The sequence below is a fragment of the Pseudomonas sp. IT-196MI5 genome (genome assembly GCF_949767415.1).
Lineage (GTDB): Bacteria > Pseudomonadota > Gammaproteobacteria > Pseudomonadales > Pseudomonadaceae > Aquipseudomonas.
In genome coordinates, this window is the sequence record NZ_CATKPZ010000013.1 from 45,742 (window position 1) to 72,227 (window position 26,486).

Consider the following 26,486-nt stretch of genomic DNA (forward strand, 5'->3'; position numbering starts at 1 on the left):
AGGAGCTGGCTTGTCGGGTCGCCGCATCGCAGCGATGGTCGTCAACGATAACGCGTGTGATCTGGATAAACGCGGTGCACTTGAGTCCATCGCCGGCAAGCCGGCTCCTACAGTTTCCCGGGATTATCAAGGATCTACCTGGGCCATCAGTTCCGGAATCGATTCCGGCCGTTTGGCATAACGCTGCGCCAGCACCGCACAGACCATCAGTTGAATCTGGTGGAACAGCATCAACGGCAGGATCAGCACGCCAATGGTGCTACCGGCAAACAACACCTGGGCCATCGGCACACCGGTTGCCAGGCTTTTCTTCGAACCGCAGAAGAGAATGGTGATGCGGTCTTCCTGGTTGAAGCCGAAGGCTTTGCCGAGCACCGTCGACGCCAGTAACACCAGCGCCAGAACGATGCAGCAGACCAGCACCAGCCCGACCAGATCCCGCATTGGAATCTGCTGCCAGAGCCCCTCGATCACCGCCTCGCTGAACGCGCCGTAGACCACCAGCAAAATCGAACCCTGATCGACGACCTTCAACCAGCTCTTGTTGCGCGCCACCCAGTTGCCGATCCAGCGCCGCGCGATTTGCCCGGCCATGAACGGCAGCAGCAACTGCACGCTGATCTTGAAGATGGCGTCCAGGGTCGAGGCGCCTTCGCCGTGCACATTCAGCAGCAAGGCCACCAGCAATGGCGTGAGGAAAATCCCGAACAGGCTGGACGCCGCCGCGCTGCAAATCGCCGCCGGGATGTTGCCCCGTGCCAGCGAAGTGAAGGCAATCGCCGATTGCACCGTAGCGGGCAGCGCACACAGGTAAAGCATGCCCATGTACAGGTCGTTGCCGATCAGCGGCGACAACAGCGGTTTTAGCGCCAGGCCGAGCAACGGAAACAGCACGAAGGTCAGGCTGAACACCAGCAGATGCAGGCGCCAGTGCCCGGCACCGGCAACGATCGACTCGCGAGACAGCTTGGCGCCATGCAGGAAAAACAGCAGCGCGATGGCGATGTTGGTCAACCAGCCAAAACCGACCGCGACCTGGCCGCTGGCAGGCAGCAGGCTGGCGAGCGTGACCACGCCGATCAGGGTCAGGGTGAAGTTGTCGGGTAACAGACGGGGGCGGGTCATGGGTTTGGTCATCCGGGGGTTGCCAGTACGTGGAAGCGACTCTAACGTGACTGGGTATTACCGACTAACGCCGATGAGCCAGCAGATGCCGCCTAAAGGACATGACAAAAGTATCCGGCGCAGTATTCCCGGGCTGTCCAGCCTGCCACGGCCGCTCTACGGTCGTACCGAATCGCTGCCCAATCGCGCCCTGACCCGGCGCCACAGTCATCCGTGGGTGCAGCTTTCCTATGCGATTGCGGGCGTGCTCGAAATTCAGACCGGCGTCGGGCGCTTCGTGGCCCCGCCGGAGCGTGCGGTGTGGATTCCGGCGGGCATGCCGCACCGGGTGTTCAGCTCGCCGCGCACGGAAATGCGCAGCCTGTACATCGATTGCAGCGTCTCGGCATGGGCGCCGCCGGGCTGTCATGTGTTGGGGGTCAGTGATTTGTTGCGCGAGTTGATCCGCGCCTTCAGCCAGGTTCCGGTGGAATACGATCAGAACGGCCCGCATGGTCGGTTGGCCCAGGTGATTCTGGATCAGTTGGCTGAGGCGCCACAGATCGACTTGATGCTGCCCCTGCCCCAGGACAGCCGATTGCGGCAGATCGCTCAAAGCCTGGAGTCGCACCCCGAGCAACAAACCACGCTCAGTCACTGGAGCGACAAATTTGGGGTCACCGAGAAAACCCTCAGTCGCCTGTTCCTGCGCGACACCGGCCTGACCTTTCGCGCCTGGCGTCAGCGTCTGCGCCTGCTCGGCGCCCTGACGCCACTGGAACAGGGCGAACGAGTGACCGACGTCGCGCTGGCCTGTGGTTACGACTCGACGTCGGCGTTTATCGCTGCCTTCCGCCAGCAGTTCGGCGAAACACCGGGGGAGTTTTTTCGCTGAGACTTGCACCGTACATCTCTGTTGCCTGTCAGTCCGCCATCGCGAGCAAGCTCGCTCCCACAGTTTTTTGTGTCGAGCACAGGTTTTGTGTACACCACATCCCCCTGTGGGAGCGAGCTTGCTCGCGATGGCGGTGGATCAGTCGACACATGCATTGACTGTCAGGTCGCTATCGCGAGCAAGCTCGCTCCCACAGGGTCATGGGTGTACATAAAGTCTGTGTTTACACAGAGATCTCATACAATTTCCCGGGGTTACTGATCCGACTTGATGCTGGTCCACACGCGCGTGCGCACCCGCTCGAGCTTTTGCGGCAATGGCTGCACGACATACAGCGTCTTCAGCGCCTCGCTGGTCGGCGTCAGGTTCGGGTTGCCGGTGATGTCCTTGTTGATCAGCGCCAGCGAGTCCTTGTTCGCGTTCGGGTAACCGAGGAAGTCGCTGATCGGCGCGATGACTTTCGGGTCCAGCAGGTTGTTGAGGAATTCGTGGGCCTCGGCGACGTTCTTCGCGCTTTTCGGGATGGCGAAGGTGTCGAACCAGATCGGCGCGCCTTCCTTCGGCAGTCGCCAGTCGACGACCACGCCGTTGCCCGCCTCTTTGGCGCGATTGCCGAATTGATAGAAGCTGCCGGAGTAGCCGATGGCCACGCAGATATCGCCGTTGGCGATGTCGGTCATGTACTTGGCGGAGTTGAAGTAGGTGACGTAAGGGCGAACCTTGAGCATCAGCGCCTTGGCTTTTTCGTAGTCATCCGGGTTCTGGCTGTTCGGATCCAGCCCCAGGTAATGCAGGGCCAGCGGCAGAATCTCCGACGGCGAGTCGAGCATGGCGACGCCACAGGCCTTGAGCTTCTCCATGTTCTCGGGCTTGAACACCAGGTCCCAGCTGTCCACCGGTGCATTCTCGCCCAGCGCCGCCTTGACCTTGGCCGGGTTGAAGCCAATCAGCACGGTGCCGTACATGTAGGGCATGCCGTACTGGTTGCCGGGGTCGTTCTTGTCCAGCAGCTTGAGCAGTGCCGGGTCCTGGCGTGACCAGTTCGGCAGCTTGGACTTGTCGAGTTTCTGGAACACGCCCGCCTTGATCTGGGTTTCGATGAACTGGTTCGAAGGCACCACCAGGTCGTAGCCCGAGTTGCCGGTCAGCAGCTTGGCTTCCAGGGATTCGTTGGTGTCGAAGGTGTCCCAGGTCACCTTGATCCCGGTGTCCCTGGCGAAATCCTTGGGCACGGACGGCAGGATGTAGTCCGCCCAGTTGTACACCCGCAATTCGTGCTGTTCGGCGTGTACCGCGCTGGCCAGCAGCGACAGTCCGCAAACGCTGGCGCCCAGTATGCGTTTCATTGAGTCCATGGATCATTTCCCCAAGTGTGGCGTGAGTTGGATGGTTTTTATGTTCTGTACACGGCAGCAATCTTGAAAATAGCCAAGGGTAAGGAAGGGAAGCTTCTGGTTGTGATTTGACCTTGGGTTGCCGACTCGGCAACCCGCGTCTGATTCTTGCTGACGGCAGCGCCGGTTCACAGCGTGAGGCAGGCCAAAAGGAGATCGATGCGGCCAAAATACGTGTCCGCTTTGATCGGTGCAGTGGGGCAATCAATCCCCGGTAAGTCCAGACTGCCGATGCCTGCGCAGTCTGTTGACTGCCTATTACGCGTTACACCAATAACAAGATCGCGAGGCTTCGATGAATGGCTTGTGAAACGCTTAAAGCATTTCGAGTGGCTATTATCAAACGCAGTGAAAGCAGTTTTCGTGGAGGGATAAGGCTTGTCGCGCTGGGGTATGGACGATCACTGTTTTTGCATATCGGTGCGGCGGTTTTTCATCAGACTGACATGATTGGCAGTGTTCGGTGGCTGCCTGTGTCCCGACAAGAGCGATGACCCATGAACGATCAAATCGAACTGTACGGCGCCAGCACCGGCAACAGTCTGCGGGCCGCAATTGCCCTGGAAGAATCCGGCATCGCCTACACGGCACGCAGGCTCGACCTGTATGCGCAGGAACACCGTGGCCCGGCCTTCCTGGCGCTGAACCCGGCCGGGAAAGTCCCGACCCTGATCGACCACGGGACCACGCCGGCGCTGGTCATCAATCAGTCCAACGCCATCATCCAGTACGCCGATGCCAAGGCGCCAGGACGACTGGCGCCGGCGCAGCCCGGACTTGAGCGTATCCGGGTGATTGACCGCTATTTCTTTTTCGTGACCGATGTCATCGCCCCCAGCCATGCCGCGTTTTTTCTGCACCAGGCGGGACAGGACAAAGCGGCGGCGATCATCGATCTGCGGGTGATCGAGCAACTGACCTACGCGGAAAGTTTTTTGACGGACGAATTCATGGCCGGAGCGCAGTTCTCCATGGCCGACATTTCGGCGTTCACCATCGCCACAGCGTTCCGAGATCGACTGGAATGGAAAGAGCTTGCGCAGCTATCGCGCTGGTTCGATACCGTCGAAGCCAGGCCGGCGGTACAACGCGGCCTGAATGTGTTCAAGCATTCCTGAGTGGTCGATGTGCTGACGCTTATGTGGGAGCGAGCCCTGCTCGCGATGGACGTCAACGATAACGCGTGCTTACAGGTTAAACGCGCCGCACTTGAGTCTTTCGCGAGCAGGGCTCGCTCCTACAAAGTGCGGCATTCCAATAGATCAGTCGGTGTAGCCGAACTTTACCGAACGGCTTTCCTGCGCCTGGCTTCGCGTAGCGAGGCAATAATACAACGGACACGTCACCACCAGCCCCACCAGCCATGACAGGTCCGCGCCGTCCACCAGATTGGCGTACGGTCCGACATACAGCGACGTATTGGCGAATGGCAGCTGCACGATGATGCCGATGAAGTAAGCAATGATCGCGTGCAGGTTGAAGCGACCGTAGATGCCGCCGTCAGCGCGGAAGATCGAAGCGATGTCATAGCGACGACGCTTGATCAGGTAAAAGTCGATCAGGTTGATCGAGGCCCACGGCACCAACACCAGCAACAGCGCGAGAATCAGGCCGATGAACTGCGAAATGAAATTCGCCGAAGCGCCCAGCGCCACCACACAGCAACCCGCCAGTACGATGCCCGACAACACCACGCGCACCTTGATGCTCGGCGTCCACTGGCTGGCGAAGGTCTGGATCGAGGTGATGATCGACAGCACCGCGCCATACAGATTCAAAGCGTTGTGGCTGATGATGTTGAGCAGGAACAGCACCATCAGGATCGGCCCCAGCCAACCGGTAGACTGCTTGACCGCCGCCATCGCCTCGGTGCCCTCCGGGGTTGCCAGTACCGCCACGGCGCCGAAGGTAAAGGACAGGATCGTGCCCAGGGTCGCCCCCAGGTAGGTGGCGAAGAACGGCCGGGTGATGCCGATATCCGCCGGCAGGTAGCGCGAGTAGTCCGACACGTACGGCGAGAAGCTGATCTGCCAGATGATGCCCAGCGACACCGTGGCCAGCCAGCCGGACAGGTTGAAGCCGCCGCGGGTGAAGAAGTCCGCCGGCAGGTCATGGGCAAAGATGTAGAGGAAGCCGGCGAGCAACGCGCTGCCCATGACCCAGGTGCCGATGCGGTTGAGGGTATGGATGAAGCGATAACCGATCACCCCGATGGCCGTGGCACTGAGGGCACCGATGAGAATGCTGGCCGGCACCGGAACCGACGGCGCAATGCCGACAATCGATTTACCCGCCAACACGATGTTGGAAATGAAGAAACCGATGTAGATCAGCGCCGCGAAGAACACGATCAGCAGCGCGCCATAGCGGCCGAACTGCCCACGGCTCTGCACCATCTGCGGAATGCCCATGCACGGTCCCTGGGCGGACGCCAGCGCAATCACCACACCGCCGACCATGTGCCCGAGGGCAATCGCCAGCAGGCCCCAGAACAGGTTGAGGTGGAACACCTGGACCACCATGGCGCCGGTGACGATGGGCAGTGGCGCAATGTTGGTGCTGAACCACAGGGTGAAAAGATCGCGGGCCTTCCCGTGGCGCTCTGCGAGTGGAACATAGTCGACCGTGTGGTTCTCGATCAACGGATCTTGCCGGGACATCTGGGACATATGCATGAACTCGAGTTTGTCTGTTCTTATCTTTGTATGAAGCCAAACCGGGGGGACTCTCTGGCCACCCCTCAGATGCGAACCATATTATGGTATTCCAAACTTTAAACAAGACTGATCCGGTCTTTGAACGAGCATCTGAGCCGGCATCCTGCCCGATTCACGCCTGCACTGGCCAGCTGAAAGCCCCGCAATCATTGGGCTAAAGACGAAAGCCTTACGTTTATCGGTTCACCTAAAAAGACCTTGCAATCGATGTATTACGGTATACCATCAGACCTACAAATATATAAAAGCGCGTCACACCATCCGAGGACCGTCCAATGATCGATGCCGCCATCTACAAACAAGTCATGGGTTCGTTCCCGTCCGGAGTGACCGTGATCACCACCCTGGATGACGACGGGCAAATCGTCGGCCTGACCGCCAGCGCCTTCAGCTCGCTGTCGATGGACCCGGCCCTGGTGCTGTTCTGCCCGAACTACAGCTCCGATTCCTACCCGGTCCTGATCAAGAACAAACGTTTTGCCATCCACGTGCTGTCCGGCGGCCAGCAGAACGAAGCCTATGCTTTCGCGCGCAAAGGCAAGGACAAGGCCCAGGGGATCGAGTGGACGCTCAGCGAGTTGGGCAACCCGATTCTGGCCAACGCCACGGCGGTCATCGAATGTGAGCTGTGGCGCGAATATGAAGGTGGTGACCACGCGATCATGGTCGGTGCCGTGAAAAACCTGATCGTGCCGCAGCACACCGCCGGTCCGCTGGTGTACTGCCACGGCAAAATGGGCGCCCTGCCCGTCGTCGCCTGAACCGACAGTCAATAACAAAGATCCGAGGTAAGCGTCATGAAGTTTTCCCTGTTCGTACACATGGAACGTTGGGACGAAAGCGTCAGCCACCGCCAGTTGTTCGAAGACCTGACCGAACTGACCCTGATGGCCGAAGCCGGTGGTTTCAGCACCGTGTGGATCGGCGAACACCACGCCATGGAATACACCATCTCGCCAAGCCCGATGCCGCTGCTGGCTTATCTGGCGGGCAAGACCACCACCATTCACCTCGGTGCCGGCACCATCATCGCGCCGTTCTGGCATCCGTTGCGGGTAGCTGGCGAATGCGCGTTGCTCGACGTGATCAGTAACGGGCGCATGGAAGTCGGTCTGGCCCGTGGTGCCTACCAAGTGGAATTCGACCGCATGGCCGGTGGCATGCCTGCCTCCTCAGGCGGTCAAGCCCTGCGGGAAATGGTTCCGGTGGTGCGCGCCCTGTGGCAAGGCGACTACGCCCACGACGGCGACATCTGGAAATTCCCGACCTCCACCAGCGTGCCCAAGCCGATCCAGAAGCCGAACCCGCCGATGTGGATCGCCGCCCGCGACCCGGACTCGCACAACTTCGCCGTGGCCAACGGCTGCAACGTCATGGTCACGCCGCTGATGAAAGGCGACGAGGAAGTCCTCGACCTGAAGAACAAATTCCAGACTGCCCTGGACAACAACCCTGGCGTGCCGCGCCCACAATTGATGGTGCTGCGTCACACCCACGTGCACACCGCCGACGATCCGCAGGGCTGGCAAGTCGGGGCCAAGGCGATCTCGAAGTTCTACCGCACCTTCGATGCCTGGTTCGGCAACAAGACCACCCCGGTCAACGGCTTCCTGGCGCCGAGCCCGGAAGAGAAATTCGCCGGTCGCCCCGAGTTCGAACTGGAAAGCCTGCACAAGACCGCCATGATCGGCACCCCGGAAGAAATCATTCCGCGCATCAAGTACTACCAGGAACTGGGTGTCGACGAATTCAGCTTCTGGTGCGATAACAGCCTGCCCCACGCGGAGAAGAAAAAATCCCTGGAGCTGTTCATCAAGCATGTGGTGCCAGCGTTCCGCTGATTGTGCCACTCTGCTCCCCGGACGCGAAGCCGGGGCGCAGCACACCTCAACTGTGGGAGCCTGCTCGCGATTGCGGAGTGTCAGTCAACATCAATGCTGGATGTGCTGGCCTCATCGCGAGCAAGCTCGCTCCCACAATGTTCGAGGGTGTACACAGGTTTCGTGTTCGACACAGATCAACTGTGGGAGCGAGCTTGCTCGCGATAGCGGTGGGTCAGTCAACATCAATGCTGGATGTGCCGGCTTCATCGCGAGCGAGCTCGCGCCTACAGGGGTCGATTCCAATGATGACTGGTCGTCTCCCATCACTCGCCCTTCCCTGTGGCGCCGCGCGGGCTTACCTGCGCGGTGAATGGACCGCTTCGCACCTGCATTTCAAGCGCCTGCGCGCCAGCGTTTCGGCCAAGCAGAACGGCTTCTGGCAAATAGTTCACTGAGCCCACCCGAACAGCCAATCACGCACCTCGCGTCCCGCCATTGCATGGCGCGTACGGTGCATCGTGTTTCGCCTTGATCAGGTTTGCCCAATGAACAATAACAACGCGCTGTTGATCATCGACATGCAGCAGGAGGACGGCTTCGTCCTGGAAAACCTCGACCAGGTGGTCGCCCATACCGCCGCCCTGCTCGATACCGCCCGCCATCAGCGGATGCCTGTCATCTATACCCGCCACATCAATCAGGCCGACGGCAGTGACCTGCCCCACGGCGAACCTCTGGCCGCCGACGGTGGCCCCGGCAGTTACCGCGCCGGCACCCGGCAAATGGAAATCATCGAGTCGCTGACGCCGCAGCCCGGTGAATTGATCATCGACAAGGGCCGTTACAGTGCCTTTCACCGCACCGACCTCGACGCCCGACTCAAGGCAATGGAGGTCGACACGCTGATCGTCTGTGGCGTGTTGACCGACGTCTGCGTGCTCACCAGCGTGTTCGATGCCTTCGCCCTGGGCTATCGCGTGCGCCTGGTCAGCGATGCCTGCACCACGACCTCCGAGGCCGGGCATTACTCGGCCCTGCTGATCATGGCCAACTGGGTCTATTCGCTGGAAATCCTCACCACGGCCGAGTGCCTGCGCGCCCTGCAACAACTCGATTACGTCAGCCTGATCCCCGAGCGCCCGGACCTGTTTGCCCACCAGCTCCATGAGCTGCCCGGCACTATCGCCCGTCTGCAATCCCGTCTCGTCCGGACTCAGGAGTGATCGCCATGCAAGTCGAAAAAAGAAGCATCGATTTCATCCCCGAAACCGAACGTCACGGCAAACCGGGTTCGCTGTTCTATATCTGGTTCGGCGCCAACATGAACATCACCACCATCGCCTCCGGCGTGTTGCCGGTGGTGATGGGGCTCAACCTGTTCTGGAGTGCGCTGGCAGTCATCATCGGCTCGTTGCTGGGGGCGATTTTCATGGCCTCGCATTCGGCACAGGGACCGAAGCTGGGCATTCCGCAAATGATCCAGAGCCGGGCGCAATTCGGTGTGTTGGGGGCGGTGTTGCCGCTGCTGTTCGTGATGCTGATCTACCTGGGCTTCTTCGTCAGCAACACCTTGCTCGCGGCCCAGGCACTGGAGTCGGTCAGCCCGCTGCCGATGTCCGGCAATATCTACCTGATCGGCGCGTTGTGCTTCGTCGTCGCGCTCTATGGCTATCGGTTGATTCACCGCTTGCAGAAGCTGCTGTCGATTCTGTCGCTGGTGGTGTTCGTGGCGGCCACGGTGCTCGCCTTGCAGTTGCCGATCCCGGCCGAACAATGGCTGCCAATCGGCTTCTCGTTGTCGAAGTTTCTGGTGGCGGTGAGCATTGCCGTGACCTGGCAACTGTCCTACGCGCCTTATGTCGCCGACTATTCACGCTATCTGCCGAGCAGCACGCCGACCGCCCAGGTGTTCTGGTACAGCTACGCCGGCACGGTCAGCGGCGGCGCGTGGATGATGATTCTCGGGGCGATCCTGAGCGTCGGCATCAGCGACTTTTCCAGCAACGTTGGCGGGCATGTCGCCGGTCTGTTCGGCGCTGGCGCGGTGCTGTTGTTCGCCTTCATCGTCTACGGCCAGGTGTCGATCAACGTGTTCAACCTGTACGGCGCGTTCATGTCGACCATCACCGTGATCGAGCCTTTTGCCCGGCTCAAGGTGACCCCGCGGGTACGCGGTGTGTTCATGCTGCTGATCAGCCTGGTGGCCACGGCCCTGTGCACCATCAGTCAGGACGACTTCATCAACTTCTTCCTCAACTTCATCTTCTTCATGAGCTACTTCCTGATCCCGTGGACGGCGATCAATCTGGTGGACTACTACTGCCTGCGCAAAGGTCAGTACCGGATTGACGACATCTTCGACCTGAACGGGATCTACGGGCGCATCAACCGGATTGCCTGCGGCAGTTTCCTGCTGGCGATTGCCCTGGAAATCCCGTTCATGAACACCACGTTGTACGTCGGCCCGATGGCCACGGCGCTGGACGGGGTGGATCTGGCGTGGGTAGTCGGGTTGCTGGTGCCAGCGTTGAGTTATTACTGGCTGATGAAGCTCGGCAAGCGTGCGCCGGTGGCAGAGTCCGCATAACGAAGATCTCCTGTAGGAGCTGCGGTGCGGCGATCCGACTTGCCAGCGAATGCGCCCTGCTTGACACACCGCGTCGTCCGGTTCGCCAGCAAGCCGGCTCCTACAGCCTTCGCCCCGCGTACGGAATTTCAGGCAAAAAAAATCCCAGGCAGCTGATGGACGCCCGGGATTTAAAAATGCATAAACCGTGGTGGTGAACGCGGCGCGGATATTACGGAATATTTCGGCCTGTAACAAGATATTTTTATTCACTATCCAGTTACTAATCCTTCTAACCCCTTCAATATCCACATGTTTTTTAAGGACGACTAGAGGAACCAGCGATACTCCCGTGCGCTGATATCATGCAGAAATGCCAGATGATCCTGACGCTTGTTTTCGCAGTAGACGTCCACAAACTCCGCCCCCAAGCCTTCGCGCAGCGGTGAATGACTTTGCAGGGCCTGCACCGCTTCGAGCATTTCCAACGGAAAGTCGATGCCACTGCTGCGGTCTTCGTTGAGCGGCGCAATCGGCTCGCGCTCCCCTTCCAGGCCTTGCTCCAGCCCCACCAGAATCGCCGCCAACGCCAGATACGGGTTGGCATCGGCGCCCGCCAGGCGATGTTCGATGCGCAGGTTTTTGACGTCCGACTCCGGTATGCGCAAGCACGCATCGCGATCCTCGAAGCCCCAGCTGGCGCGGGACGCGACGTTCACCGTGGCGCTCAAGCGGCGCATGGCATTGTGGTTCGGGGCAAAGATCGGCATGCAGTGCGGCAACACTTCCAGGCAACCGGCCACCGCATGACGTAGCGCCCGCTGGCCGTTCGCCGCCAGCAGATTGTTGCCGGCCTGGTCATACAGGCTGACATGCACGTGCATGCCGCTGCCGGGGTGCTGCAAATAGGGTTTGGCCATGAAGCTGGCGCGGTAGTTGTGCTTGAGCGCCACACCCCGGGTGCTGCGGCAGAACAGCGCGGCCCAGTCGGCGGCACGCAGGCCGTCATCGCAATGGCCGAAATTGATTTCGAACTGGCCCGGGCCGAGTTCGGCGGTGATCACCGTGGCATCGACGCCCTGGGCTCGCGCGGTCTCGACCATTTCATCGAGCACCGGGGCGAAGCGCGACAAGCGTTCGATGTGCATGTTCGGCTGATCGTCGGCATCGCCGGTCAGCTCATCACGGGGGAACTGCGGCAAGCCGTCCTTCAGGTGGCTGTCGAACAGGTAAAACTCCAGCTCGAAGGCCACCACCGGGAAAATGCCCTTGCGCTTGAGTCGCTCCAGCACCCGCGCCAGCACTTCACGAGGTTCGAATTCGATGGGTTTTTCGGTGCCGTCGGAGGTGATCAACATCTGGCCCAAGGGCTGCTTTTCCCAGCTCACCAGCTTCAAGGTGCCGGGCACCAAACGGCGCAGCGCATCCGGGTCACCATCGTTGAAGCAGTAATCGCCGATCTTGAACAGCCCGCCCTGGGTGCCGAGCAGCACGCAGTTCTGCGGCAGTTTCAGTGCGCTGCCGGCAGCGACTTTTTCCAGCATCTCGATCGGGTAGCGCTTGCCGTAGAAATGCCCCGGAATATCCAGGGAGATCAGGTCGACATAACGCACTTCGGGGTTGCAGTGGCGGAAGTTGCGAACCTCGGCCAGCAGTTCAGAGCACACAGCATCCATCGATTTATTCCTTGTTGTTCTCAGGTGTAAACCCAAAGCACACGGGTCAGTTGATCGGACAGGTTGCCGTAGCGGCAGTGCGCATGGCTGGCCAGTTGAAAGCTGTCGCCGGGACGCAGGGTCACCGGTTCGTTGTCATCGAGCCACAGGGTCAGCTCCCCTTCGAGGACGTAACCGCCCTGCTCCGAGCTGTCCTTCATGTGCCGGTCGCCGCTGCTGGCGCCGGGCTCGAGCTGGCTTTCGAGCATCGAAAAGGACGCACGCATTTTTGGCGAAACGAGGATGTCGGTGATGCCGTCGGCGTAGTACAGCGTGCGGCGCTCGTCCGGGCGGGTGACCCAGGACAAGGCCATGGGTTTGGGCAGGCTGTAGAAATAGGTGGTCGGCACCCCCAGGGTTTCGCTGATGGCGGTCAGGTCAGCCACCGTCGGGCGAGACAGGCCGCGCTCGACCTGGGACAGAAAACCCACGGAGCGACCGATTTTGTCCGCCAGTTCCTTCAGGGTGTACTTTTTGTGTTTGCGCAGGTCCTGGATCAGGATTGCCAGCGCCGAGATTTCTTCTTGCATGTCCATCCAGAGGCTTCCAGAAAGTGTCGCTTCAAATGCTGTCGCGCAGTCGATACCAGGCCTTGCCGATGGCTTCCAGCGGCGCGGCCAGGTATTTGCCGCCGGGAAAACTGCCGTTGTTCAGGCCCTGATACAGGGACAGCTCGTCGGGCTGACCGAGTATCGCCTCGGACACCGCCCGTGCCGCGGCCAGTGTCGGCAGCACGCCATGCCCGGAATACCCTTGCATCCAGTACAGATCGCCCCGCCGTCCGATATCCGGCGTGCGCTTGAGGGTCAGGTCGATGTGGCCGCCCCAGGCAAACTCCAGCCCGACGCCGGTGAGTTGCGGGAACACGCGCTCCAGGAACGGCCGGGTCGCCGCGGCGATGTCCTTGGGCATCCCGCCCAGGTAAGTGCAACCGCCGCCGAACAGCAGGCGGTTATCCGGGGTGCGCCGGAAATAGTCGAGCACGAACTGGTTGTCGGTCACGCACACGTTGCTCGGTAGCAGCGCCGTGGCCTGGTCCTTGGTGAGCGGCGCAGTCGCGACCTGATAGGTCCCGACCGGCAACACGCAACTGGCCAATTGCGGGTCGAGCCGGTCGAGGTAGGCGTTGCACGCCAGCACCAGCACATCGGCGCGAATACGCCCGCGCTCGGTCGTCACCACAAACCCGTCGCCCTCCTCGCCATAACTCAGCGCCTTGCTTTGCTCGTGAATGCGGCCGCCGGCCCGCTCAATCGCATCGGCAAGGCCGAGGGCCAGTTTCAGCGGATTCAGATGCCCGCCCTCGGGGTCGAACAAGCCGGCCTGATAACGCTCGCTGGCCACCCATTCCGGCAACTGTTGCCGTGGAATGAATTGCAGTTTGTGGTGACCCCACTTGTGACTGGCCTCGTGTTGCCACTCGGTCAGCAGTCCAACCCGACGCGACATCACCGAAGTCCAGAGATGGCCGGCGCGGTAGTCGCAATCGAACCCATGGCGGCCGGGCAAATCACGCAGTTCGCGCGCAGCCCAGCGCATGCCGTCCCACAGTCGCCGTGCCCGTTCGTAACCCAGCGCCGCTTCCAGCGGTGGCATGTCGCACGACCAACCGAGAATCGCCTGCCCGCCATTACGCCCGGACGCAGCCCAGGCCACCCGGCTGGCTTCGAGCAAGGTCACGCGCTTGCCGGCCAGCGCCAGGCGCAAAGCCGTGTGCAAACCACTGAAACCGGCTCCGATGATCAGCACTTCGGTGTCGTGCTCACCTTCCAGTGCAGCTCGATCGACCAGACGATCGGCGCAGGTGTGGGCGTAGTAACTGGCGACATGCCGGGTGGATTGCTGAAACATACGGCCTCGTGAAATTTTGTATTTTTAATTTCATGAAAAAATACACGGTAAATTTCACATAGGCAAATGACGCGCAAAAAAAAACCGGATGCACGCCAGGCATCCGGTTTTTTCTCGATTCGGGCGAAAATACGGTCGGCGACCGATTTTCACTCATCTGCGCTTACAAGCAGTCGTGCACGATTTTGCGCAGGTCGCCGGATTTGGCCCAGGGTGGCCCCTGATACAGCGAAATCCGGCTGCCGTCCTTGTACTTCACGATATCCAGCACTTCGTCGGCCGTGATCACGCTGGGCGCGGTGATCCTGAATCCATTGGATATCGAAACCTGGGTGGTATTCGATACTTCCTTTTGCCAGGCAGGCAACACGCACGCCGCATACACTTTTGGCGTCTTCGCGCTGTGCTTGCTGACATTCGGCTCGCCCGGTACCAGCGACGCCGGCAATGAACACCCGGCCAGCAATGCCAGTGCGACTCCCCCCATCAACATCCGCATGCTGCTTCCTTTAATGTTAAATAAGAAAATGTAGCCTGCCGTCGTCCCTACAGCCATCCCCAACGATTCAGCGACTGTCATTGATATCGCTTGCCCCGGTTAGTTCCTTGAATTCAGATAATCCATCCATCTTTCGTAGGCTTCATGCTGGCGTTGTTTGACCTGCTCCCATTGCGGCCCACTGAGTTGACGGGCCGATACCAATTGCATCATCTCATTGGTCGCCTCCTCCAGGTCAGCGATCAACTCCCGGGCCTTGGCCCTGAAATCATCAGTTGCGGTCATTTGACGTCACCCCCGCAGGAAAAACCGACTCTTGAGTAGGACAGCTTATTTTCTCGTTCGCTGTAGTTTTCCCGACCAAAGGAAACCCCGCGGATTCAGACGAATACAACATCCGGCGCGGCAAACAGGTCTAAAATTTCGGTGTGCAGAGTTCAGGAGGTCATCATGTGGCTTAACGAATCGGAACAGGAACTTCGGCGTGATCTGCAAGGGCTTGCGTCAGATTTGCGCTGGTCGGCCGTGGAGCTGTTGCGCATCGAGCAGCAATTGCGTCTGCTCGGGAGTGAGGCCGACGCGCAAGCCGTGCAAAGACTGTGTTCTTTATTTCAGGGTGATGAAGAAAAACTGTCCGGCTATGCCGAGGAAGTGAAAGCCAAGGTCATTAGCCGCAACAAGGCTCAATAGCGGGAGCGCTGCCATGAACAGGCCTCTATTCACGCTGGTTGTCGCACTGACCGCGTTGGCAGGCTGCAGCACCAACTCGATCTACCAGGACCAGCCGCTGGTTGCGAAAGTCGACACCGGCATGAGCCAGGAGCAAGTCCGGCAAATCGGTGGCCAGCCCTTGTCGGTCACTGATCGTACCGTCGAACCCGGTACGTGCTTTGACTACAAACTGACTCAGGCCGGCCATCAACAAGCTTACAATGTCAGCTTTGACGGCCGGGGCATGGTCGACCACAAAAGCTTTATGACGTGCGCGGAATGGAGCCACGTGCAACAAAAGGCCCGAGAACCCTCCCGCCCCAGCGGAGGCGGTGGCTACTAGCGCCCTCGAGGACTTTGTAGGAGCGAGCTTGCTCCGGGCGGCGTTCCGACGATGGACTCCAGCGCGCCGAGTTTAGCCAGGAAACACGCGTCATCGTTAGCGACCATCGCGAGCTCGCTCCTACAGGAGATTACCGGAGCACCGGGGCTTCGGGCCTGGACTTCACTTTGCTTGATGGCTTTGCGCAGGCCTGCCGGCACGAGCCCTGTAGCCGGGCAGCGACGCGGCAAACGCCAGTGCTTCTTCCCGACTGTCAAATGAACCCAGTCGGTCACCCTGGGTACATACCCGCCAGGGCCCATTGCTCACTCTGAGTACGTCATAGCCGTTCATGTGCATTTTGTTCAGCATTGGAACGCTCATAGTCACCTCCTCCTGGGCAGCGATATCAAGTTGGCTTGCTTACCTTACACCCGCCCTTCTCCAAAATACCGACCAGATATCGCCACGAAGATTCCCGAATCCGGATGCGCTTGGCCCCTACCCCTTGGCCAACGCCGTCGCTGCCCTGTCGATCAATGCCGCCACTTCGGCGGGCATCGACGCCAGGGACGCATGGCTGGCAGTCAAGGTCAGAATCTCCCGGGCATTCAGCCGCTCGGCCATCCATTGCTGGTTTTGTGGAGCGATCATCCGGTCCCCGGTCGAAATCTGATACCACGATGGTTTTGTCTTCCAGGCCACCGTGCCAATCGTGTCACCGAAGGTACTCGCCAGCGGCGCTTTCTGGGTGAGGCCCATGACCAACCCTTCGGTCGCCGGCAGATCCTGACAGAAGCTTTCGTGATAGAGCTCTGGCTTGACCCACAGGTAACCGTCGCTATCGGGCGCCAGGTTGGCCGCCGCCGCGGGCAGATGCCGTTGCGTGATGCCACCGGGGCTTTCACCGGCGTCCGGCGCGAACGCGGCGATATACACCAGGCCAACCACATTCGGCAAATCACCCGCTTCAGTGATCACCGCACCGCCATAGGAATGCCCCACCAGCAGCACCGGCCCCGGCACCTGGGCGACCATCTTGCGCGTACGCTCGGCATCATCGGCCAGCGAAGTCAGCGGTAACTCGACGGCACGAATGTTCGTGTCACCCCGGCTGAGCAATTTGACGATGACCTTGTTCCAGTGGGCAGCGCCGCCCCAAAAACCATGGACCAGCACGATCGTGGGTTTGTCACTCATCACCATGACTCCGTTGTTTGCCGATGGAGTTGTCTGTCGCTCGCCTCAGCCCTGATCGCCGCCGCCCACGGGCATGACCATGCCGGTGATATAGGACGCTTCGTCGCTGGCCAGAAACAGAATAGCCCCCGCCTGCTCATCCAGGGTGCCGTAGCGTTTCATCAAACTGCTGTCGAGGGTCTGGTCGACGATCTGCTGGTACCAGAGCTTTTCCTGCTCGCTCTGCTCGGCACCGTTGCGGGGTATGCGTCGCGGCGGTGCTTCGGTGCCGCCCGGTGCAGTGGCGTTGACCCGCACGCCACGACCGGCGGTTTCGAATGCCAGACAAGCGGTCAATGCATTGACCCCACCCTTTGCCGCACCGTAGGGCACGCGGTTGAGGCTACGGGTGGCGATGGAGGATACGTTGACGATCGCCCCGCTGCCCTGCTCCAGCATGAATGGCAGCGCCGCATGGCAACACCACAAGGTCGGGAACAGCGAACGGCGAACCTCGGCCTCGATCTGCGACGCTTCATAGTGCTCGAACGGCTTGGCCCAGATCGTCCCGCCGACGTTATTGACCAACACGTCGAGGCGATCGAAGCGCTCGACGGCGGTTTGCATCACCCGGCTGCATTCCTCGTATTGTTCAAGATCAGCGGTCAGGGCCAGCACCTGGGTGGTCGAGGCCAGTTGTTGCTGGACTTCGAACACCAGGTCGGAGCGGTCCACCAGGATCAGCTTTGCCCCTTCGGCGGCCATGCGCTCAGCCACCCGCCGCCCGATGCCTTGGGCTGCGCCGGTGATCAGTGCGACTTTTTCGTGAAATCTGTTCATGTGTACCTCGAAGGATGCCAACAACCCCTGTGGGAGCGAGCTTGCTCGCGATAACTGCCTCACAGGCGACATCAATGTTGAATGTTCCGGCCTCATCGCGAGCAAGCTCGCTCCCACATTGGATCTTTGCCAAGCAGACTATTTGTGCGCGACTCAAGCCGCGCTGGCAGCAAACTTTTCGTAGTAGAAATTCGCAGGCGCGATGCCTTGCTCGCGGATGAACTGGCTGACGGCCTCGACCATCGGCGGCGGGCCGCACAGGTAGACGTCGATGTCGCCATCGTTCAAATGCCTGGGCTCGATGTGCTGGGTCACGTAGCCCTTGAGCGGGTGCTGGCTCTCGGGGCTGGCGACGCAGGCGCTGAAGGTGAAGTTGGGAATGCGCGCGGCGAAGGCTTCGAGGCGGTCGATTTCCACCAGGTCGAAATCGTGGGTCACGCCGTAGATCAGATGCAGCGGATAATCGCTGCCCTGCTCGGCGATCTTCTCCAGCATCGCGGTGAACGGTGCCAGCCCGGTACCTCCGGCCAGCAGCAACAGCGGCCGACGGATGTCCCGCAGGTAAAAGCTGCCCAAGGGACCTGCCAGGCTCATGCTGTCACCGGCCTTGGCCATGCCGGTCAGGAAACTGCTCATCAGGCCGCCGGGCACGTTGCGGATCAGGAAACTGACCTCGCCATCGCGCTGCAACGAACTGAAGGAATAGGCGCGGGTTTGCTCGCTGCCGGGAATCCCCAGGTTCACGTACTGCCCCGGCAGAAACGCCAGTTTGCTCAAGGCCTCGCCCTTGATCGACAGCGCGATGGTGCTGTCGGACAACTGGCGCACGGCGCTGATGGTGGCCTCAAAGCTGGCCTGACGGGTGCGGCAGACTTCGGAGGATGTCGGTACGCGTACCACGCAATCGCTTTGGGCGCGCATCTGGCAGGTCAGGACAAAACCCTGCTCGGCCTCTTCAGGGCTGAGGGCGTCTTCGATGTACTCCTCGCCCAAGTCGTAGGTGCCGGCTTCGGCAAAACACTTGCAGGTGCCGCAGGCACCGTCGCGGCAGTCCAGCGGAATATTGATACCCTGGCGGTACGCGGCATCGGCCACGGTTTCGCCGACGTTGGCATCGATGAACCGGGTGACGCCGTCTTCAAAATTGAATGCAATGGAATGGGTCATGACGGCCGCCTCACAGGTGGTAAACATCGATGACCTGACGAACGTAGTCGTTCTTCAGGATCACTTTCTTGGCCTTGATCAACGGGTTTTCACCGCGCACGTCGAGGGTGTAGAAACTGCTGCCGAAATAGCTGTCGACGGTCTTGTAGCGAAAACTCAGGGTGTGCCAGTTGAAGCGCACCTTGCACAGTCCGTCGGCCTGTTCGAGCAGCTCGATGTTGCTGATGTTGTGGGAGGTGCGGGTGTCCGGCACGCTGGCGCTGGAGCGCTCGGTCTTGATGCGAAAGATGCGGTCTTCAAGGCCGGTGCGGTTGCCGTACCAGATCAGCGAGATTTCCCGCTGCGGGTCCTCGGTCAGTTCGTCGTTGTCGTCCCAGGACGGCATCCAGTACGTCGCGTCCGGGGCGTACAGTTCCAGCCATTCGTCCCACTGCCGGTCGTCGAGGTAGCGCGCTTCGCGGTAGAGGAAATCGCGCACGCTGTCGTAGGTGATGGTCATTGCACGTCCTCCACGGCGATCAGTTTCGACTGCTCATCAGCCAGGGCCTTGAGCATGGTCTGCTGCCAATACTTGTGTTGCAGCACGAACAGGCCTTCGTCTTCGGTGCGTACGCCACTGAGCAGCGGATGCAGGTCGATTTCTTTGGCCGCCTCGTCGGCGCCTTCGATCCAGTGCTCGGCACCACGGGACATGTCGTTCCAGGTGGTGACGCTGCCCTGATAGCTGGTCTGGCAGGAGCGGAATTCCTCCAGGTCGTCCGGCGTGGCCATGCCACTGACGTTGAAAAAATCTTCGTACTGACGAATCCGGCTGGAACGGGCATGGTCGCTCTCGCCCTTGGGGGCGATGCAGTAAATGGTGATTTCCGTGCGGTTGACCGAGATCGGCCGGGCGATGCGGATCTGCGAGCTGAACTGGTCCATCAGGTACACGTTGGGGTACAGGCACAGGTTGCGCGAATTCTCGATCATCCAGTCGGCGCGGGCCTTGCCGAAGTCTTGCGCCAGCTCATCGCGACGCTCGTACAGCGGACGGTCCTCGGGGTTGGCCCAACGGGTCCAGAGCAGCATGTGGCCCTTGTCGAAGGAATAGAAACCACCGCCTTGCTTGGCCCAGCTGCCGGCGCTCATGGTCGGATTGCTGTCGCCGGCCTCGCGCTGCTTGCGCTGGTTCTGGGTGGCCGCGTAGTTCCAGTGCACGGAGCTGACGTGGTAGCCGTCGGCGCCGTTTTCGGCGGTGAGCTTCCAGTTGCCTTCGTAGATGTAGCTCGAAGAACCCCGCAGCACTTCCAGGCCATCAGGCGACTGGTCGACGATCATGTCGATGATCTTCGCCGACTCGCCCAGGTGCTCGACCAGTGGCAGCACATCGGCCTTGAGGCTGCCGAACAGGAAGCCGCGATAGGACTCGAAACGTGCGACGCGGGTCAGGTCGTGGGAGCCTTCGCAGTTGAAGCTCGCCGGGTAGCCGGCGTTGGCCGGATCCTTGACCTTGAGCAGCTTGCCGGAGTTATTGAAGGTCCAGCCGTGGAACGGGCAGGTGTAGGAGCTCTTGTTGCCGGACTTGTGCCGGCACAGGGTCGCGCCGCGATGGCTGCACGCGTTGATGAAGGCGTTGAGTACACCGTCCTTGTTGCGCGCAATGAAGACCGACTGGCGCCCCATGGTGGTGGTGTAGAAATCGTTGATATTGGGGACCTGGCTTTCGTGTGCCAGATAGAGCCAGTTGCCCTCGAAGATGTGCTGCATCTCCAGGTCGAACAACCGGGGGTCGGTGAACATTTCGCGCTTGCAGCGATAGAGGCCCTGCTCGGGATCGTCTTCAAGCAGGGAAAGCAAATATTCGGGTCGCAGGGACATGGCCGCCGCCTCCATTGTTATTGTTCAGGCAGGGGTCATGCTAGGACGGGGGGGCAGGCTGGAATATCCGCGGTGTGCAGACCTCTATCCGTTTTGTGCAGTCACTGGCGGTGTGTCAGGCGCCATCAATAGTGAATGTGCCGGCCCCATCGCGAGCAAGCTCGCTCCCACAGGGGCGAAGCAATCCAATGTGGGAGCGAGCTTGCTCGCGATGGGGCCAGACCAGACGACATCAAACCTGAAGGCATCAATGGCGGCGTTTGAGGGTATCGGACGGCAACTCGCCGAACTGCTTGCGGTAGCTGTCGGAGAACCGGCCCAGGTGCAGGAAGCCATAGTCCATGGCCACTTCCGTGATGTTGCGCACGTTGCAGGTCGGGTCGCTCAGGCAGGCGTTGATGCGTTCCAGGCGTTTCTGGCGCAGGTAGTTTTTCGGCGTAAGGCCGGCATTGCGTTCGAACAGTCCGTACAACGAACGCAAGCTCATGTGCGCCTGGCGCGCCAGTTCCTCGCTGTCGATGTCCCGCTTGAGATTGCTCGCGATATAGTCGGCAATCGCTTCGAACGTGGCCGTCTGCGAGCCCAGTTCGAGGCGACAGACATTGGTTTTCATCAGGCTGAGCATCTTGCTGACGATGATCTGCGTGTAATGCTCCTGCACCCTGGGGATCTGCTCGGTGGATTCGGCCTCCTGGCAGATCATCGCCAACAGGTTGACGAAACCTTCCAGTTCATTGAGCTGATAACGGTTTTCCAGAAACCGCACACCCTGCCCCGGATAGCGCCAACGCTGCTCATCGCAGACCGATTCAAACAAGCGGGTCGGGACTTTGAGGATGAATTTTTCGCAATCGGCGGAGTACGTCAGGTCCACCGGATCGTCGGGATTGATCAACAGCAGTTCGCCAGGAGCGAAGTAATGTTCCTGGCCGTGGCCGCGCCACAGGCAATTGCCGCGCAGCAGCACTTGCAGGTGATAAATGCTGTCCAGCGCACCGGACGTCACCCGCACACTGGCACCGTAGCTGATGCGGCACAGGTCGAGGCTGGCGAATTTGCGATGATCAAGGCTGGCCAGCGGACTGCCGGCGCGGGGCATGAGAATGCAGTGATTGCCGACGTGCTGATTGACGTAGCCCGACACCGCATAAGGGTCGGCATGGTCGAATACTCTGCTGCGCTGACTCAACAGTTGCGCTTGCATCATCGGGTCACTCTGATTGTTGTTATGAGTTACTTCAGTTCATTCTAGAACCGAACCCACTGTAGGAGCGAGCCAGCTCGCGATGGTCGTCAACGATAACGCGTACTTTCTGGCTAAACGCGGCGTTTTCAAGTCCATCGCGAGCAGGCTCGCTCCTACAGTGTGGTGATCCCACAGGGTTGTGCTATCAGTCCTCGAGTGCGCGAACCCGCTCGTGGCGCTGTTGCTCTTCAGGCTGTGCCGACGACTGCAGGGTGAAATCGAACTCGATTTCGGCAAAGCGCCCGCTCACACCATGGGCCGCCGCGCGCTGCTGATCATCGCTGAAGGTGATTTTGGCGATCAGCTCGTCACGGGTGGCGTAGGCAAAATCGTCGTGCAGGTACTGATCACCATCAAGGTTGATCTGGGTGGTCAGGTGGCGATGATCCGGCGCGGAAATGAAGAAGTGAATGTGCGCCGGGCGCTGGCCATGACGGCCCAGTTGATCGAGCAGTTGCTGGGTCGGACCGTCCGGTGGGCAGCCATAACCCGACGGCACGATGCTACGCAAACGATAGCGGCCTTCGGCATCGGTCACGATGCGGCGACGCAGGTTGAATTCCGACTGCGTGGTATCGAAGTACGAGTAGGTGCCACCGGTATTGGCGTGCCAGACGTCGACCACGGCGCCAGCCAGGGGTTCGCCAGCGGTGTTGAACACGCGGCCTTGCATGAACAGGGTCACGCCCGGATCGACGCCATCGTCGAGACGCGCTTCGCCTTGCGACAGCGGCGCACCGGCCACGTACAACGGGCCTTCGATGGTGCGCGGGGTGCCGCCGGACTTGCCGGCCTGTTCGTCTTCGGCATCCATCAACAGGTCGAGGTAATGCTCCAGACCGACACCGGCCACCAGCAGCCCGGCCTCCTGGCGCGCACCCAGCACGTTGAGGTAGTTGACGGCTTTCCAGAATTCTTCCGGGGTCACGGCCAGGTCTTCGATGATGTTCACCGAATCACGCAGGATGCGGTACACCAGCGCCTTGGTCCGTGGATTGCCGGCGTCGTTGAGCAGGCCGCTGGCTTCTTCGAGAAATTTCTGGACTTCGGCAGTGTGGGAAATCTTGACGTTCATTCTGGGTTCCTCATCTTGTAATTATTAGCGTAGCGCGCTGAACAGGCTCGGCTCAGCGGTCATCGTCATGGATGGAAGAAGGATGACGGCACATCGCGTCGATCTCGATGGCCATGTACGGAAACAGTGGCAATTGCATCAGCAGGTCATGCAGTTCCTGAACGCTGTCGACATCGAACACGCTGTAGTTGGCGTAGTGCCCGGCGATGCGCCACAGGTGGCGCCACTTGCCCTGCTCCTGCAGGCGCTGGGCCAGGGCTTTTTCGTCAGCCTTGAGGCTGGCGGCTGCCTGCGGGTTCATGTCGACCGGCAGGTTCACGGTCATTTTTACGTGGAACAGCATAATGCTCTCCTCAGGCTTGATGAATGGTCTTGTCGCGGCGCAAGAACGCCAGGCGCTCTTCATCCAGGCTCAGGCCCAGACCCGGTGTTTTCGGTACGTGCAGTTCAAAATCGCGATACACCAGCGGTTCGCTGAGAATGTCTTCGGTCAGCAGCAACGGGCCGAACAGCTCGGTGTCCCACGCCAGTTTGTTCAGCGTGACGAAGGCATGGGCCGACGCCATGGTGCCCAAGCCACCTTCAAGCATGGTGCCGCCGTACAGGGCGATGCCCGCTGCTTCGGCGATGGCGGCAGTACGCAATACAGCGCGTGGGCCACCGTTCTTGGCGATTTTCAGGGCGAACACCGAGGCCGCACCTTCGCGGGCCAGGTTGAACGCATCTTCCACGCATTCGATGGATTCGTCGGCCATGATCGGCGCCGGGCTCATGGCGTTGAGGCGGGCCATGCCGGCGCGGTTGTTGCGCGAGATCGGTTGTTCAATCAGGTCGATGCCGTTGGTACCGAGGATTCGGCAGGCACGTATTGCCACGGCTTCGTCCCACGCCTGATTGACGTCGACCCGAACACTGGCGCGGTCACCCAGGGCTTTTTTGATGGCGATGACGTGGGCCAGGTCGCGATTGACCTCACCGGCACCGATCTTCAATTTGAAAATGCGGTGGCGACGCAGGTCGAGCATTTTTTCCGCTTCGGCGATGTCTTTTGCGGTGTCGCCGCTGGCCAGGGTCCAGGCCACGGGCAGCGCGTCACGCACCCGGCCGCCGAGCAACTCGCTGACCGGCAGGCCGAGGCGTTTGCCCTGGGCGTCGAGCAGCGCAGTTTCGATACCGGATTTGGCGAAGGTGTTGCCACGGATGCTGCGCTCCAGGCGCAACATGGCGGCATTGATGTTGCCGCTGTCCTGGCCGATCAACAACGGTGCGAAGTGCGTGTCGATGTTGGTCTTGATGCTGTCCGGGCTTTCATTGCCGTAGGCCAGGCCACCGATGGTGGTGGATTCGCCGATGCCTTCGATGCCGTCGGCGCAACGCACACGAATGATCACCAGGGTCTGGTTCTGCATGGTGTGCATCGCCAGCTTGTGCGGGCGGATGGTCGGCAGATCGACGATGATCGTCTCGATCGACTCAATGGCGGTTGCAAGCATTTCGATACCCGTCAGGTTCTTGAAGTTCTGGAATCGATTCTCGTACGGCTTTTTTCGCGATGCCAATATAGAATTGGTCTGACTTGATACCTTAAAGGTATGCAACTGATCCGCATCTGGAGGCTCCATGGAACTGCGTCACCTGCGTTATTTCCAGGTACTGGCTCAAACCCTCAACTTCACCCGCGCCGCAGAGCTGTTGCACATCGCCCAACCACCCCTGAGCCGGCAGATCCAGCAACTGGAGGACGAACTGGGGGTGATGCTGCTGGAGCGCGGCCGACCGCTGAAGCTGACCGACGCCGGGCGGTTTTTCCATGAACACTCCACCGCCCTGCTCGAACAGCTGAACAAGGTCTGCGACAACACCCGGCGTATCGGGTTGGGTGAGAAAACCTGGCTGGGGATCGGCTTTGCCCCGTCGACGCTGTACGGCGTGCTGCCGGAACTGATCCGGCGGTTACGCAGTGGCGAGCCGCTGGAGCTGGAACTGGGGCTGTCGGAAATGACCACGTTGCAACAGGTGCAGGCGCTCAAGGCCGGGCGCATCGACATCGGTTTCGGCCGGATCCGCATCGACGACCCGGCCATCGTCCAGACTGTGCTCACCGAAGATCGCCTGGTCGCCGCCCTGCCCGCCGGGCATCCGTTGCTCGCCGGCCCCATCAGCCTGCGGGAGCTGGCCAAGGAACCCTTTGTGCTGTACCCCGGCAATCCGCGACCGAGTTACGCCGACCATGTGATTGCGCTGTTCGAGTCCTATGGCGTGCGCATCCACGTCGCGCAATGGACCAACGAGCTGCAAACGGCGATCGGTCTGGTGGGGGCAGGCATCGGGGTCACGCTGGTGCCGGCCTCGGTACAGTTGCTGCACCGCGACGACATCGGTTTCACGCCATTGCTGGAAGACAACGCGACCTCGCCGATCATTCTCAGCCGACGGGTGGGCGATGTGTCGCCGGGGTTGAACCATTGTTTGCGGATGATTGATGAGCTATTGCCACAAGATTAAACGGTGATTACCTTTAGGAGCTGCCGCAGGCTGCGATCTTTTGATTTTGATTTTCAAAAGCAAGATCAAAAGATCGCAGCCTGCGGCAGCTCCTACCGGGAATTGCTGTTCCAGATCCAGTTCCAGAACCCCGGCAACTCGACCGGCTGCGAATCGTCGTGCACGGTTCGCGCCATGGCTGCCCGCAACAACGCGGCCTGATCCTCGTAAAACGGCTTGTCCGCGGTTTTCACCCCGGTCTCCCGGGCGCTGTCGAGCAGAATCTGCAGGTATTCGCGGGTATGCCGGGCGGTATAACGGTTGAGGTCGTGGAAGGTCACCACCACCGGAATCACCCCATCGACCACCGGCAGTTCGCCGCGGGCAATGCGTTCGCGGACTTCGGACATCGAACGCAGCATATGCGACCGGCGCCGGGGGCTGGCGTTGAAGCCCCAGATCTTGCCGTCATTGGCGCTCAAGTCCGTCAACAGTACATGCAGGCCATGTCGCTGATAAGCGGCGAAGGTGCGTTTGTCGTAGTTCCAGAATGGCGGGCGCAGCAAGATTGGGGGAGCGCCGGTGATCGCCGCGATGTCAGCGCTGCCATCGGTCAGGGCCTGTTCCAGCTCTTGCGGTTCCAGCGAGCGATGATTGGTGTGCCAGGGCGTGGCGGTGTGGAAGCCCAGGATATGCCCTTCGGCGTGTTCGCGGCGCATGATGTCCCGGCCCAGCTCGCTGCCGCCAGCCCGCGGTGCGCGGGTTTGCACGAAGAACACGGCTTTGATGCCCGGTTGCAGCGGGTTTTGCGCCAGGCTCTCGAGCACCGTCACGGTCGGATTCCACCAGCTCGATGCACTGGGACCGTCATCGAAGGTCAGCAGAAAGCGGATGGGGGGTTGCTCGTGCAAACGCTGCTCGGTCTGCGCAGTCATTTCGATCGGTGCTGCGATGCACCCCAGCAGACCCACTGCCAAGGCGCACACCGTTAAACACTTGAACAACTGTTTCATCTTTTGCCTTGGGCCAGACCATCAC

29 protein-coding genes are annotated in these 26,486 nt (G+C 60.4%); 10 read left to right on the top strand and 19 right to left on the bottom strand.

The features are described 5' to 3' along the window. Nucleotides 1-126 precede the first annotated feature (126 nt). Nucleotides 127-1,125, bottom strand: a complete 999-nt coding sequence (locus ACM6IK_RS11635) for a bile acid:sodium symporter family protein (RefSeq protein ID WP_414874430.1) — start codon at nucleotides 1,123-1,125, stop codon at nucleotides 127-129. A gap of 85 nt (nucleotides 1,126-1,210) precedes the next feature. Here ACM6IK_RS11635 and ACM6IK_RS11640 point away from each other — a divergent pair, with 85 nt between their 5' ends. Beyond that, nucleotides 1,211-1,999 carry an AraC family transcriptional regulator gene (locus ACM6IK_RS11640; protein WP_414874431.1) on the top strand — a complete coding sequence of 263 codons (789 nt, stop codon included), beginning with the start codon at nucleotides 1,211-1,213 and terminating at the stop codon, nucleotides 1,997-1,999. Nucleotides 2,000-2,253: 254 nt separating this feature from the next. On the opposite strand, the gene ACM6IK_RS11645 is transcribed toward ACM6IK_RS11640, so the two are convergent. Then, the gene (locus tag ACM6IK_RS11645) at nucleotides 2,254-3,354 is read right to left on the bottom strand and encodes a polyamine ABC transporter substrate-binding protein (RefSeq protein ID WP_414874432.1); all 1,101 of its coding nucleotides are present in this window, start codon (nucleotides 3,352-3,354) and stop codon (nucleotides 2,254-2,256) included. 536 nt (nucleotides 3,355-3,890) lie between these two features. On the opposite strand from ACM6IK_RS11645, the gene ACM6IK_RS11650 reads away from it, so the two are divergent. Continuing rightward, a complete protein-coding gene (locus ACM6IK_RS11650) occupies nucleotides 3,891-4,511 on the top strand; it encodes a glutathione S-transferase family protein (RefSeq protein ID WP_414874433.1) in 621 nt (206 codons plus the stop codon). Between the two features lie 144 nt (nucleotides 4,512-4,655). Here the strand turns inward: ACM6IK_RS11650 and ACM6IK_RS11655 are convergent, their stop codons facing one another. Continuing rightward, nucleotides 4,656-6,062, bottom strand: coding sequence for a purine-cytosine permease family protein (locus tag ACM6IK_RS11655; RefSeq protein ID WP_414874434.1), 1,407 nt, complete (start codon nucleotides 6,060-6,062; stop codon nucleotides 4,656-4,658). 323 nt (nucleotides 6,063-6,385) lie between these two features. Here ACM6IK_RS11655 and ACM6IK_RS11660 point away from each other — a divergent pair, with 323 nt between their 5' ends. From ACM6IK_RS11660 to ACM6IK_RS11680, 5 genes are all read left to right on the top strand, one after another. After that, nucleotides 6,386-6,871: a flavin reductase family protein gene (locus tag ACM6IK_RS11660; RefSeq protein ID WP_414874435.1), complete on the top strand. Its 486-nt coding sequence runs from the start codon at nucleotides 6,386-6,388 to the stop codon at nucleotides 6,869-6,871. A 36-nt stretch (nucleotides 6,872-6,907) separates the two neighbouring features. Further along, nucleotides 6,908-7,951 carry an LLM class flavin-dependent oxidoreductase gene (locus ACM6IK_RS11665; protein WP_414874436.1) on the top strand — a complete coding sequence of 348 codons (1,044 nt, stop codon included), beginning with the start codon at nucleotides 6,908-6,910 and terminating at the stop codon, nucleotides 7,949-7,951. A 287-nt stretch (nucleotides 7,952-8,238) separates the two neighbouring features. Further along, nucleotides 8,239-8,388, top strand: a complete 150-nt coding sequence (locus tag ACM6IK_RS11670) for a hypothetical protein (protein WP_165798752.1) — start codon at nucleotides 8,239-8,241, stop codon at nucleotides 8,386-8,388. Between the two features lie 90 nt (nucleotides 8,389-8,478). Beyond that, on the top strand, nucleotides 8,479-9,156 hold the full coding sequence (locus ACM6IK_RS11675) for a cysteine hydrolase family protein (protein WP_414874437.1): 678 nt from the start codon (nucleotides 8,479-8,481) through the stop codon (nucleotides 9,154-9,156). Nucleotides 9,157-9,161: 5 nt separating this feature from the next. After that, on the top strand, nucleotides 9,162-10,520 hold the full coding sequence (locus tag ACM6IK_RS11680; RefSeq protein WP_414874438.1) for a purine-cytosine permease family protein: 1,359 nt from the start codon (nucleotides 9,162-9,164) through the stop codon (nucleotides 10,518-10,520). 308 nt (nucleotides 10,521-10,828) lie between these two features. On the opposite strand, the gene ACM6IK_RS11685 is transcribed toward ACM6IK_RS11680, so the two are convergent. From ACM6IK_RS11685 to ACM6IK_RS11705, 5 genes are all read right to left on the bottom strand, one after another. Further along, nucleotides 10,829-12,175, bottom strand: a complete 1,347-nt coding sequence (locus ACM6IK_RS11685) for a glutamine synthetase family protein (RefSeq protein ID WP_414874439.1) — start codon at nucleotides 12,173-12,175, stop codon at nucleotides 10,829-10,831. Between the two features lie 20 nt (nucleotides 12,176-12,195). Then, complete coding sequence (locus tag ACM6IK_RS11690) at nucleotides 12,196-12,750, bottom strand: helix-turn-helix domain-containing protein (RefSeq protein ID WP_007982493.1); 555 nt, start codon at nucleotides 12,748-12,750, stop codon at nucleotides 12,196-12,198. Between the two features lie 25 nt (nucleotides 12,751-12,775). Next, nucleotides 12,776-14,065: an NAD(P)/FAD-dependent oxidoreductase gene (locus tag ACM6IK_RS11695; protein WP_414874440.1), complete on the bottom strand. Its 1,290-nt coding sequence runs from the start codon at nucleotides 14,063-14,065 to the stop codon at nucleotides 12,776-12,778. A 163-nt stretch (nucleotides 14,066-14,228) separates the two neighbouring features. Then, nucleotides 14,229-14,564, bottom strand: coding sequence for a hypothetical protein (locus ACM6IK_RS11700; protein WP_223546045.1), 336 nt, complete (start codon nucleotides 14,562-14,564; stop codon nucleotides 14,229-14,231). A gap of 99 nt (nucleotides 14,565-14,663) precedes the next feature. Next, nucleotides 14,664-14,849, bottom strand: a complete 186-nt coding sequence (locus tag ACM6IK_RS11705) for a hypothetical protein (protein ID WP_414874441.1) — start codon at nucleotides 14,847-14,849, stop codon at nucleotides 14,664-14,666. Nucleotides 14,850-15,014: 165 nt separating this feature from the next. On the opposite strand from ACM6IK_RS11705, the gene ACM6IK_RS11710 reads away from it, so the two are divergent. Continuing rightward, nucleotides 15,015-15,254, top strand: coding sequence for a hypothetical protein (locus ACM6IK_RS11710; RefSeq protein WP_008021270.1), 240 nt, complete (start codon nucleotides 15,015-15,017; stop codon nucleotides 15,252-15,254). Between the two features lie 13 nt (nucleotides 15,255-15,267). After that, nucleotides 15,268-15,618 (top strand): osmotically-inducible lipoprotein OsmE, encoded by a 351-nt coding sequence (gene osmE, locus ACM6IK_RS11715; protein ID WP_414874442.1) that lies wholly within the window; start codon nucleotides 15,268-15,270, stop codon nucleotides 15,616-15,618. 162 nt (nucleotides 15,619-15,780) lie between these two features. On the opposite strand, the gene ACM6IK_RS11720 is transcribed toward osmE, so the two are convergent. The 10 genes from ACM6IK_RS11720 to ACM6IK_RS11765 all read right to left on the bottom strand — a co-directional run bounded on the left by ACM6IK_RS11720 (nucleotide 15,781) and on the right by ACM6IK_RS11765 (nucleotide 24,457). Next, nucleotides 15,781-15,981, bottom strand: coding sequence for a DUF2188 domain-containing protein (locus ACM6IK_RS11720; RefSeq protein ID WP_414874443.1), 201 nt, complete (start codon nucleotides 15,979-15,981; stop codon nucleotides 15,781-15,783). Between the two features lie 117 nt (nucleotides 15,982-16,098). Then, nucleotides 16,099-16,797 (bottom strand): alpha/beta hydrolase, encoded by a 699-nt coding sequence (locus ACM6IK_RS11725; RefSeq protein ID WP_414874444.1) that lies wholly within the window; start codon nucleotides 16,795-16,797, stop codon nucleotides 16,099-16,101. Between the two features lie 45 nt (nucleotides 16,798-16,842). Then, nucleotides 16,843-17,616: a 1,6-dihydroxycyclohexa-2,4-diene-1-carboxylate dehydrogenase gene (locus ACM6IK_RS11730; RefSeq protein ID WP_414874445.1), complete on the bottom strand. Its 774-nt coding sequence runs from the start codon at nucleotides 17,614-17,616 to the stop codon at nucleotides 16,843-16,845. Nucleotides 17,617-17,769: 153 nt separating this feature from the next. Beyond that, entirely contained in the window at nucleotides 17,770-18,783 is a 1,014-nt protein-coding gene (gene benC / locus ACM6IK_RS11735) for a benzoate 1,2-dioxygenase electron transfer component BenC (protein WP_414874446.1), read from the bottom strand. Between the two features lie 10 nt (nucleotides 18,784-18,793). Further along, a complete protein-coding gene (gene benB, locus ACM6IK_RS11740; RefSeq protein WP_108218028.1) occupies nucleotides 18,794-19,282 on the bottom strand; it encodes a benzoate 1,2-dioxygenase small subunit in 489 nt (162 codons plus the stop codon). After that, the gene (benA, locus tag ACM6IK_RS11745; RefSeq protein WP_414874447.1) at nucleotides 19,279-20,643 is read right to left on the bottom strand and encodes a benzoate 1,2-dioxygenase large subunit; all 1,365 of its coding nucleotides are present in this window, start codon (nucleotides 20,641-20,643) and stop codon (nucleotides 19,279-19,281) included. The genes benB and benA overlap by 4 nt, the downstream gene beginning before the upstream one ends. Nucleotides 20,644-20,890: 247 nt before the next feature. Then, nucleotides 20,891-21,850, bottom strand: a complete 960-nt coding sequence (locus tag ACM6IK_RS11750; protein ID WP_414874448.1) for an AraC family transcriptional regulator — start codon at nucleotides 21,848-21,850, stop codon at nucleotides 20,891-20,893. Nucleotides 21,851-22,034: 184 nt separating this feature from the next. Further along, the gene (gene catA, locus ACM6IK_RS11755) at nucleotides 22,035-22,964 is read right to left on the bottom strand and encodes a catechol 1,2-dioxygenase (RefSeq protein ID WP_414874449.1); all 930 of its coding nucleotides are present in this window, start codon (nucleotides 22,962-22,964) and stop codon (nucleotides 22,035-22,037) included. A 52-nt stretch (nucleotides 22,965-23,016) separates the two neighbouring features. Continuing rightward, nucleotides 23,017-23,307: a muconolactone Delta-isomerase gene (gene catC, locus ACM6IK_RS11760; RefSeq protein WP_414874450.1), complete on the bottom strand. Its 291-nt coding sequence runs from the start codon at nucleotides 23,305-23,307 to the stop codon at nucleotides 23,017-23,019. A 10-nt stretch (nucleotides 23,308-23,317) separates the two neighbouring features. Then, entirely contained in the window at nucleotides 23,318-24,457 is a 1,140-nt protein-coding gene (locus ACM6IK_RS11765) for a muconate cycloisomerase family protein (protein WP_414874451.1), read from the bottom strand. A gap of 127 nt (nucleotides 24,458-24,584) precedes the next feature. Between ACM6IK_RS11765 and ACM6IK_RS11770 the strand changes: the two genes are divergently transcribed. Next, complete coding sequence (locus ACM6IK_RS11770; RefSeq protein ID WP_223530672.1) at nucleotides 24,585-25,469, top strand: LysR family transcriptional regulator; 885 nt, start codon at nucleotides 24,585-24,587, stop codon at nucleotides 25,467-25,469. A 92-nt stretch (nucleotides 25,470-25,561) separates the two neighbouring features. Here ACM6IK_RS11770 and ACM6IK_RS11775 read toward each other — a convergent pair whose 3' ends face one another. After that, nucleotides 25,562-26,461, bottom strand: a complete 900-nt coding sequence (locus tag ACM6IK_RS11775; protein ID WP_414874452.1) for a polysaccharide deacetylase family protein — start codon at nucleotides 26,459-26,461, stop codon at nucleotides 25,562-25,564. Nucleotides 26,462-26,486: the final 25 nt, after the last annotated feature.

What these genes read in the sequence shown, in the direction of transcription:
- ACM6IK_RS11635 (WP_414874430.1), bottom strand. Translation starts at nt 1,125, where the DNA reads ATGACCCGCCCCCGTCTGTTACCCGACAACTTCACCCTGACCCTGATC.
- ACM6IK_RS11640 (WP_414874431.1), top strand. Translation starts at nt 1,211, where the DNA reads ATGCCGCCTAAAGGACATGACAAAAGTATCCGGCGCAGTATTCCCGGG.
- ACM6IK_RS11645 (WP_414874432.1), bottom strand. Translation starts at nt 3,354, where the DNA reads ATGGACTCAATGAAACGCATACTGGGCGCCAGCGTTTGCGGACTGTCG.
- ACM6IK_RS11650 (WP_414874433.1), top strand. Translation starts at nt 3,891, where the DNA reads ATGAACGATCAAATCGAACTGTACGGCGCCAGCACCGGCAACAGTCTG.
- ACM6IK_RS11655 (WP_414874434.1), bottom strand. Translation starts at nt 6,062, where the DNA reads ATGTCCCAGATGTCCCGGCAAGATCCGTTGATCGAGAACCACACGGTC.
- ACM6IK_RS11660 (WP_414874435.1), top strand. Translation starts at nt 6,386, where the DNA reads ATGATCGATGCCGCCATCTACAAACAAGTCATGGGTTCGTTCCCGTCC.
- ACM6IK_RS11665 (WP_414874436.1), top strand. Translation starts at nt 6,908, where the DNA reads ATGAAGTTTTCCCTGTTCGTACACATGGAACGTTGGGACGAAAGCGTC.
- ACM6IK_RS11670 (WP_165798752.1), top strand. Translation starts at nt 8,239, where the DNA reads ATGACTGGTCGTCTCCCATCACTCGCCCTTCCCTGTGGCGCCGCGCGG.
- ACM6IK_RS11675 (WP_414874437.1), top strand. Translation starts at nt 8,479, where the DNA reads ATGAACAATAACAACGCGCTGTTGATCATCGACATGCAGCAGGAGGAC.
- ACM6IK_RS11680 (WP_414874438.1), top strand. Translation starts at nt 9,162, where the DNA reads ATGCAAGTCGAAAAAAGAAGCATCGATTTCATCCCCGAAACCGAACGT.
- ACM6IK_RS11685 (WP_414874439.1), bottom strand. Translation starts at nt 12,175, where the DNA reads ATGGATGCTGTGTGCTCTGAACTGCTGGCCGAGGTTCGCAACTTCCGC.
- ACM6IK_RS11690 (WP_007982493.1), bottom strand. Translation starts at nt 12,750, where the DNA reads ATGGACATGCAAGAAGAAATCTCGGCGCTGGCAATCCTGATCCAGGAC.
- ACM6IK_RS11695 (WP_414874440.1), bottom strand. Translation starts at nt 14,065, where the DNA reads ATGTTTCAGCAATCCACCCGGCATGTCGCCAGTTACTACGCCCACACC.
- ACM6IK_RS11700 (WP_223546045.1), bottom strand. Translation starts at nt 14,564, where the DNA reads ATGCGGATGTTGATGGGGGGAGTCGCACTGGCATTGCTGGCCGGGTGT.
- ACM6IK_RS11705 (WP_414874441.1), bottom strand. Translation starts at nt 14,849, where the DNA reads ATGACCGCAACTGATGATTTCAGGGCCAAGGCCCGGGAGTTGATCGCT.
- ACM6IK_RS11710 (WP_008021270.1), top strand. Translation starts at nt 15,015, where the DNA reads ATGTGGCTTAACGAATCGGAACAGGAACTTCGGCGTGATCTGCAAGGG.
- osmE (WP_414874442.1), top strand. Translation starts at nt 15,268, where the DNA reads ATGAACAGGCCTCTATTCACGCTGGTTGTCGCACTGACCGCGTTGGCA.
- ACM6IK_RS11720 (WP_414874443.1), bottom strand. Translation starts at nt 15,981, where the DNA reads ATGAGCGTTCCAATGCTGAACAAAATGCACATGAACGGCTATGACGTA.
- ACM6IK_RS11725 (WP_414874444.1), bottom strand. Translation starts at nt 16,797, where the DNA reads ATGAGTGACAAACCCACGATCGTGCTGGTCCATGGTTTTTGGGGCGGC.
- ACM6IK_RS11730 (WP_414874445.1), bottom strand. Translation starts at nt 17,616, where the DNA reads ATGAACAGATTTCACGAAAAAGTCGCACTGATCACCGGCGCAGCCCAA.
- benC (WP_414874446.1), bottom strand. Translation starts at nt 18,783, where the DNA reads ATGACCCATTCCATTGCATTCAATTTTGAAGACGGCGTCACCCGGTTC.
- benB (WP_108218028.1), bottom strand. Translation starts at nt 19,282, where the DNA reads ATGACCATCACCTACGACAGCGTGCGCGATTTCCTCTACCGCGAAGCG.
- benA (WP_414874447.1), bottom strand. Translation starts at nt 20,643, where the DNA reads ATGTCCCTGCGACCCGAATATTTGCTTTCCCTGCTTGAAGACGATCCC.
- ACM6IK_RS11750 (WP_414874448.1), bottom strand. Translation starts at nt 21,850, where the DNA reads ATGATGCAAGCGCAACTGTTGAGTCAGCGCAGCAGAGTATTCGACCAT.
- catA (WP_414874449.1), bottom strand. Translation starts at nt 22,964, where the DNA reads ATGAACGTCAAGATTTCCCACACTGCCGAAGTCCAGAAATTTCTCGAA.
- catC (WP_414874450.1), bottom strand. Translation starts at nt 23,307, where the DNA reads ATGCTGTTCCACGTAAAAATGACCGTGAACCTGCCGGTCGACATGAAC.
- ACM6IK_RS11765 (WP_414874451.1), bottom strand. Translation starts at nt 24,457, where the DNA reads ATGCTTGCAACCGCCATTGAGTCGATCGAGACGATCATCGTCGATCTG.
- ACM6IK_RS11770 (WP_223530672.1), top strand. Translation starts at nt 24,585, where the DNA reads ATGGAACTGCGTCACCTGCGTTATTTCCAGGTACTGGCTCAAACCCTC.
- ACM6IK_RS11775 (WP_414874452.1), bottom strand. Translation starts at nt 26,461, where the DNA reads ATGAAACAGTTGTTCAAGTGTTTAACGGTGTGCGCCTTGGCAGTGGGT.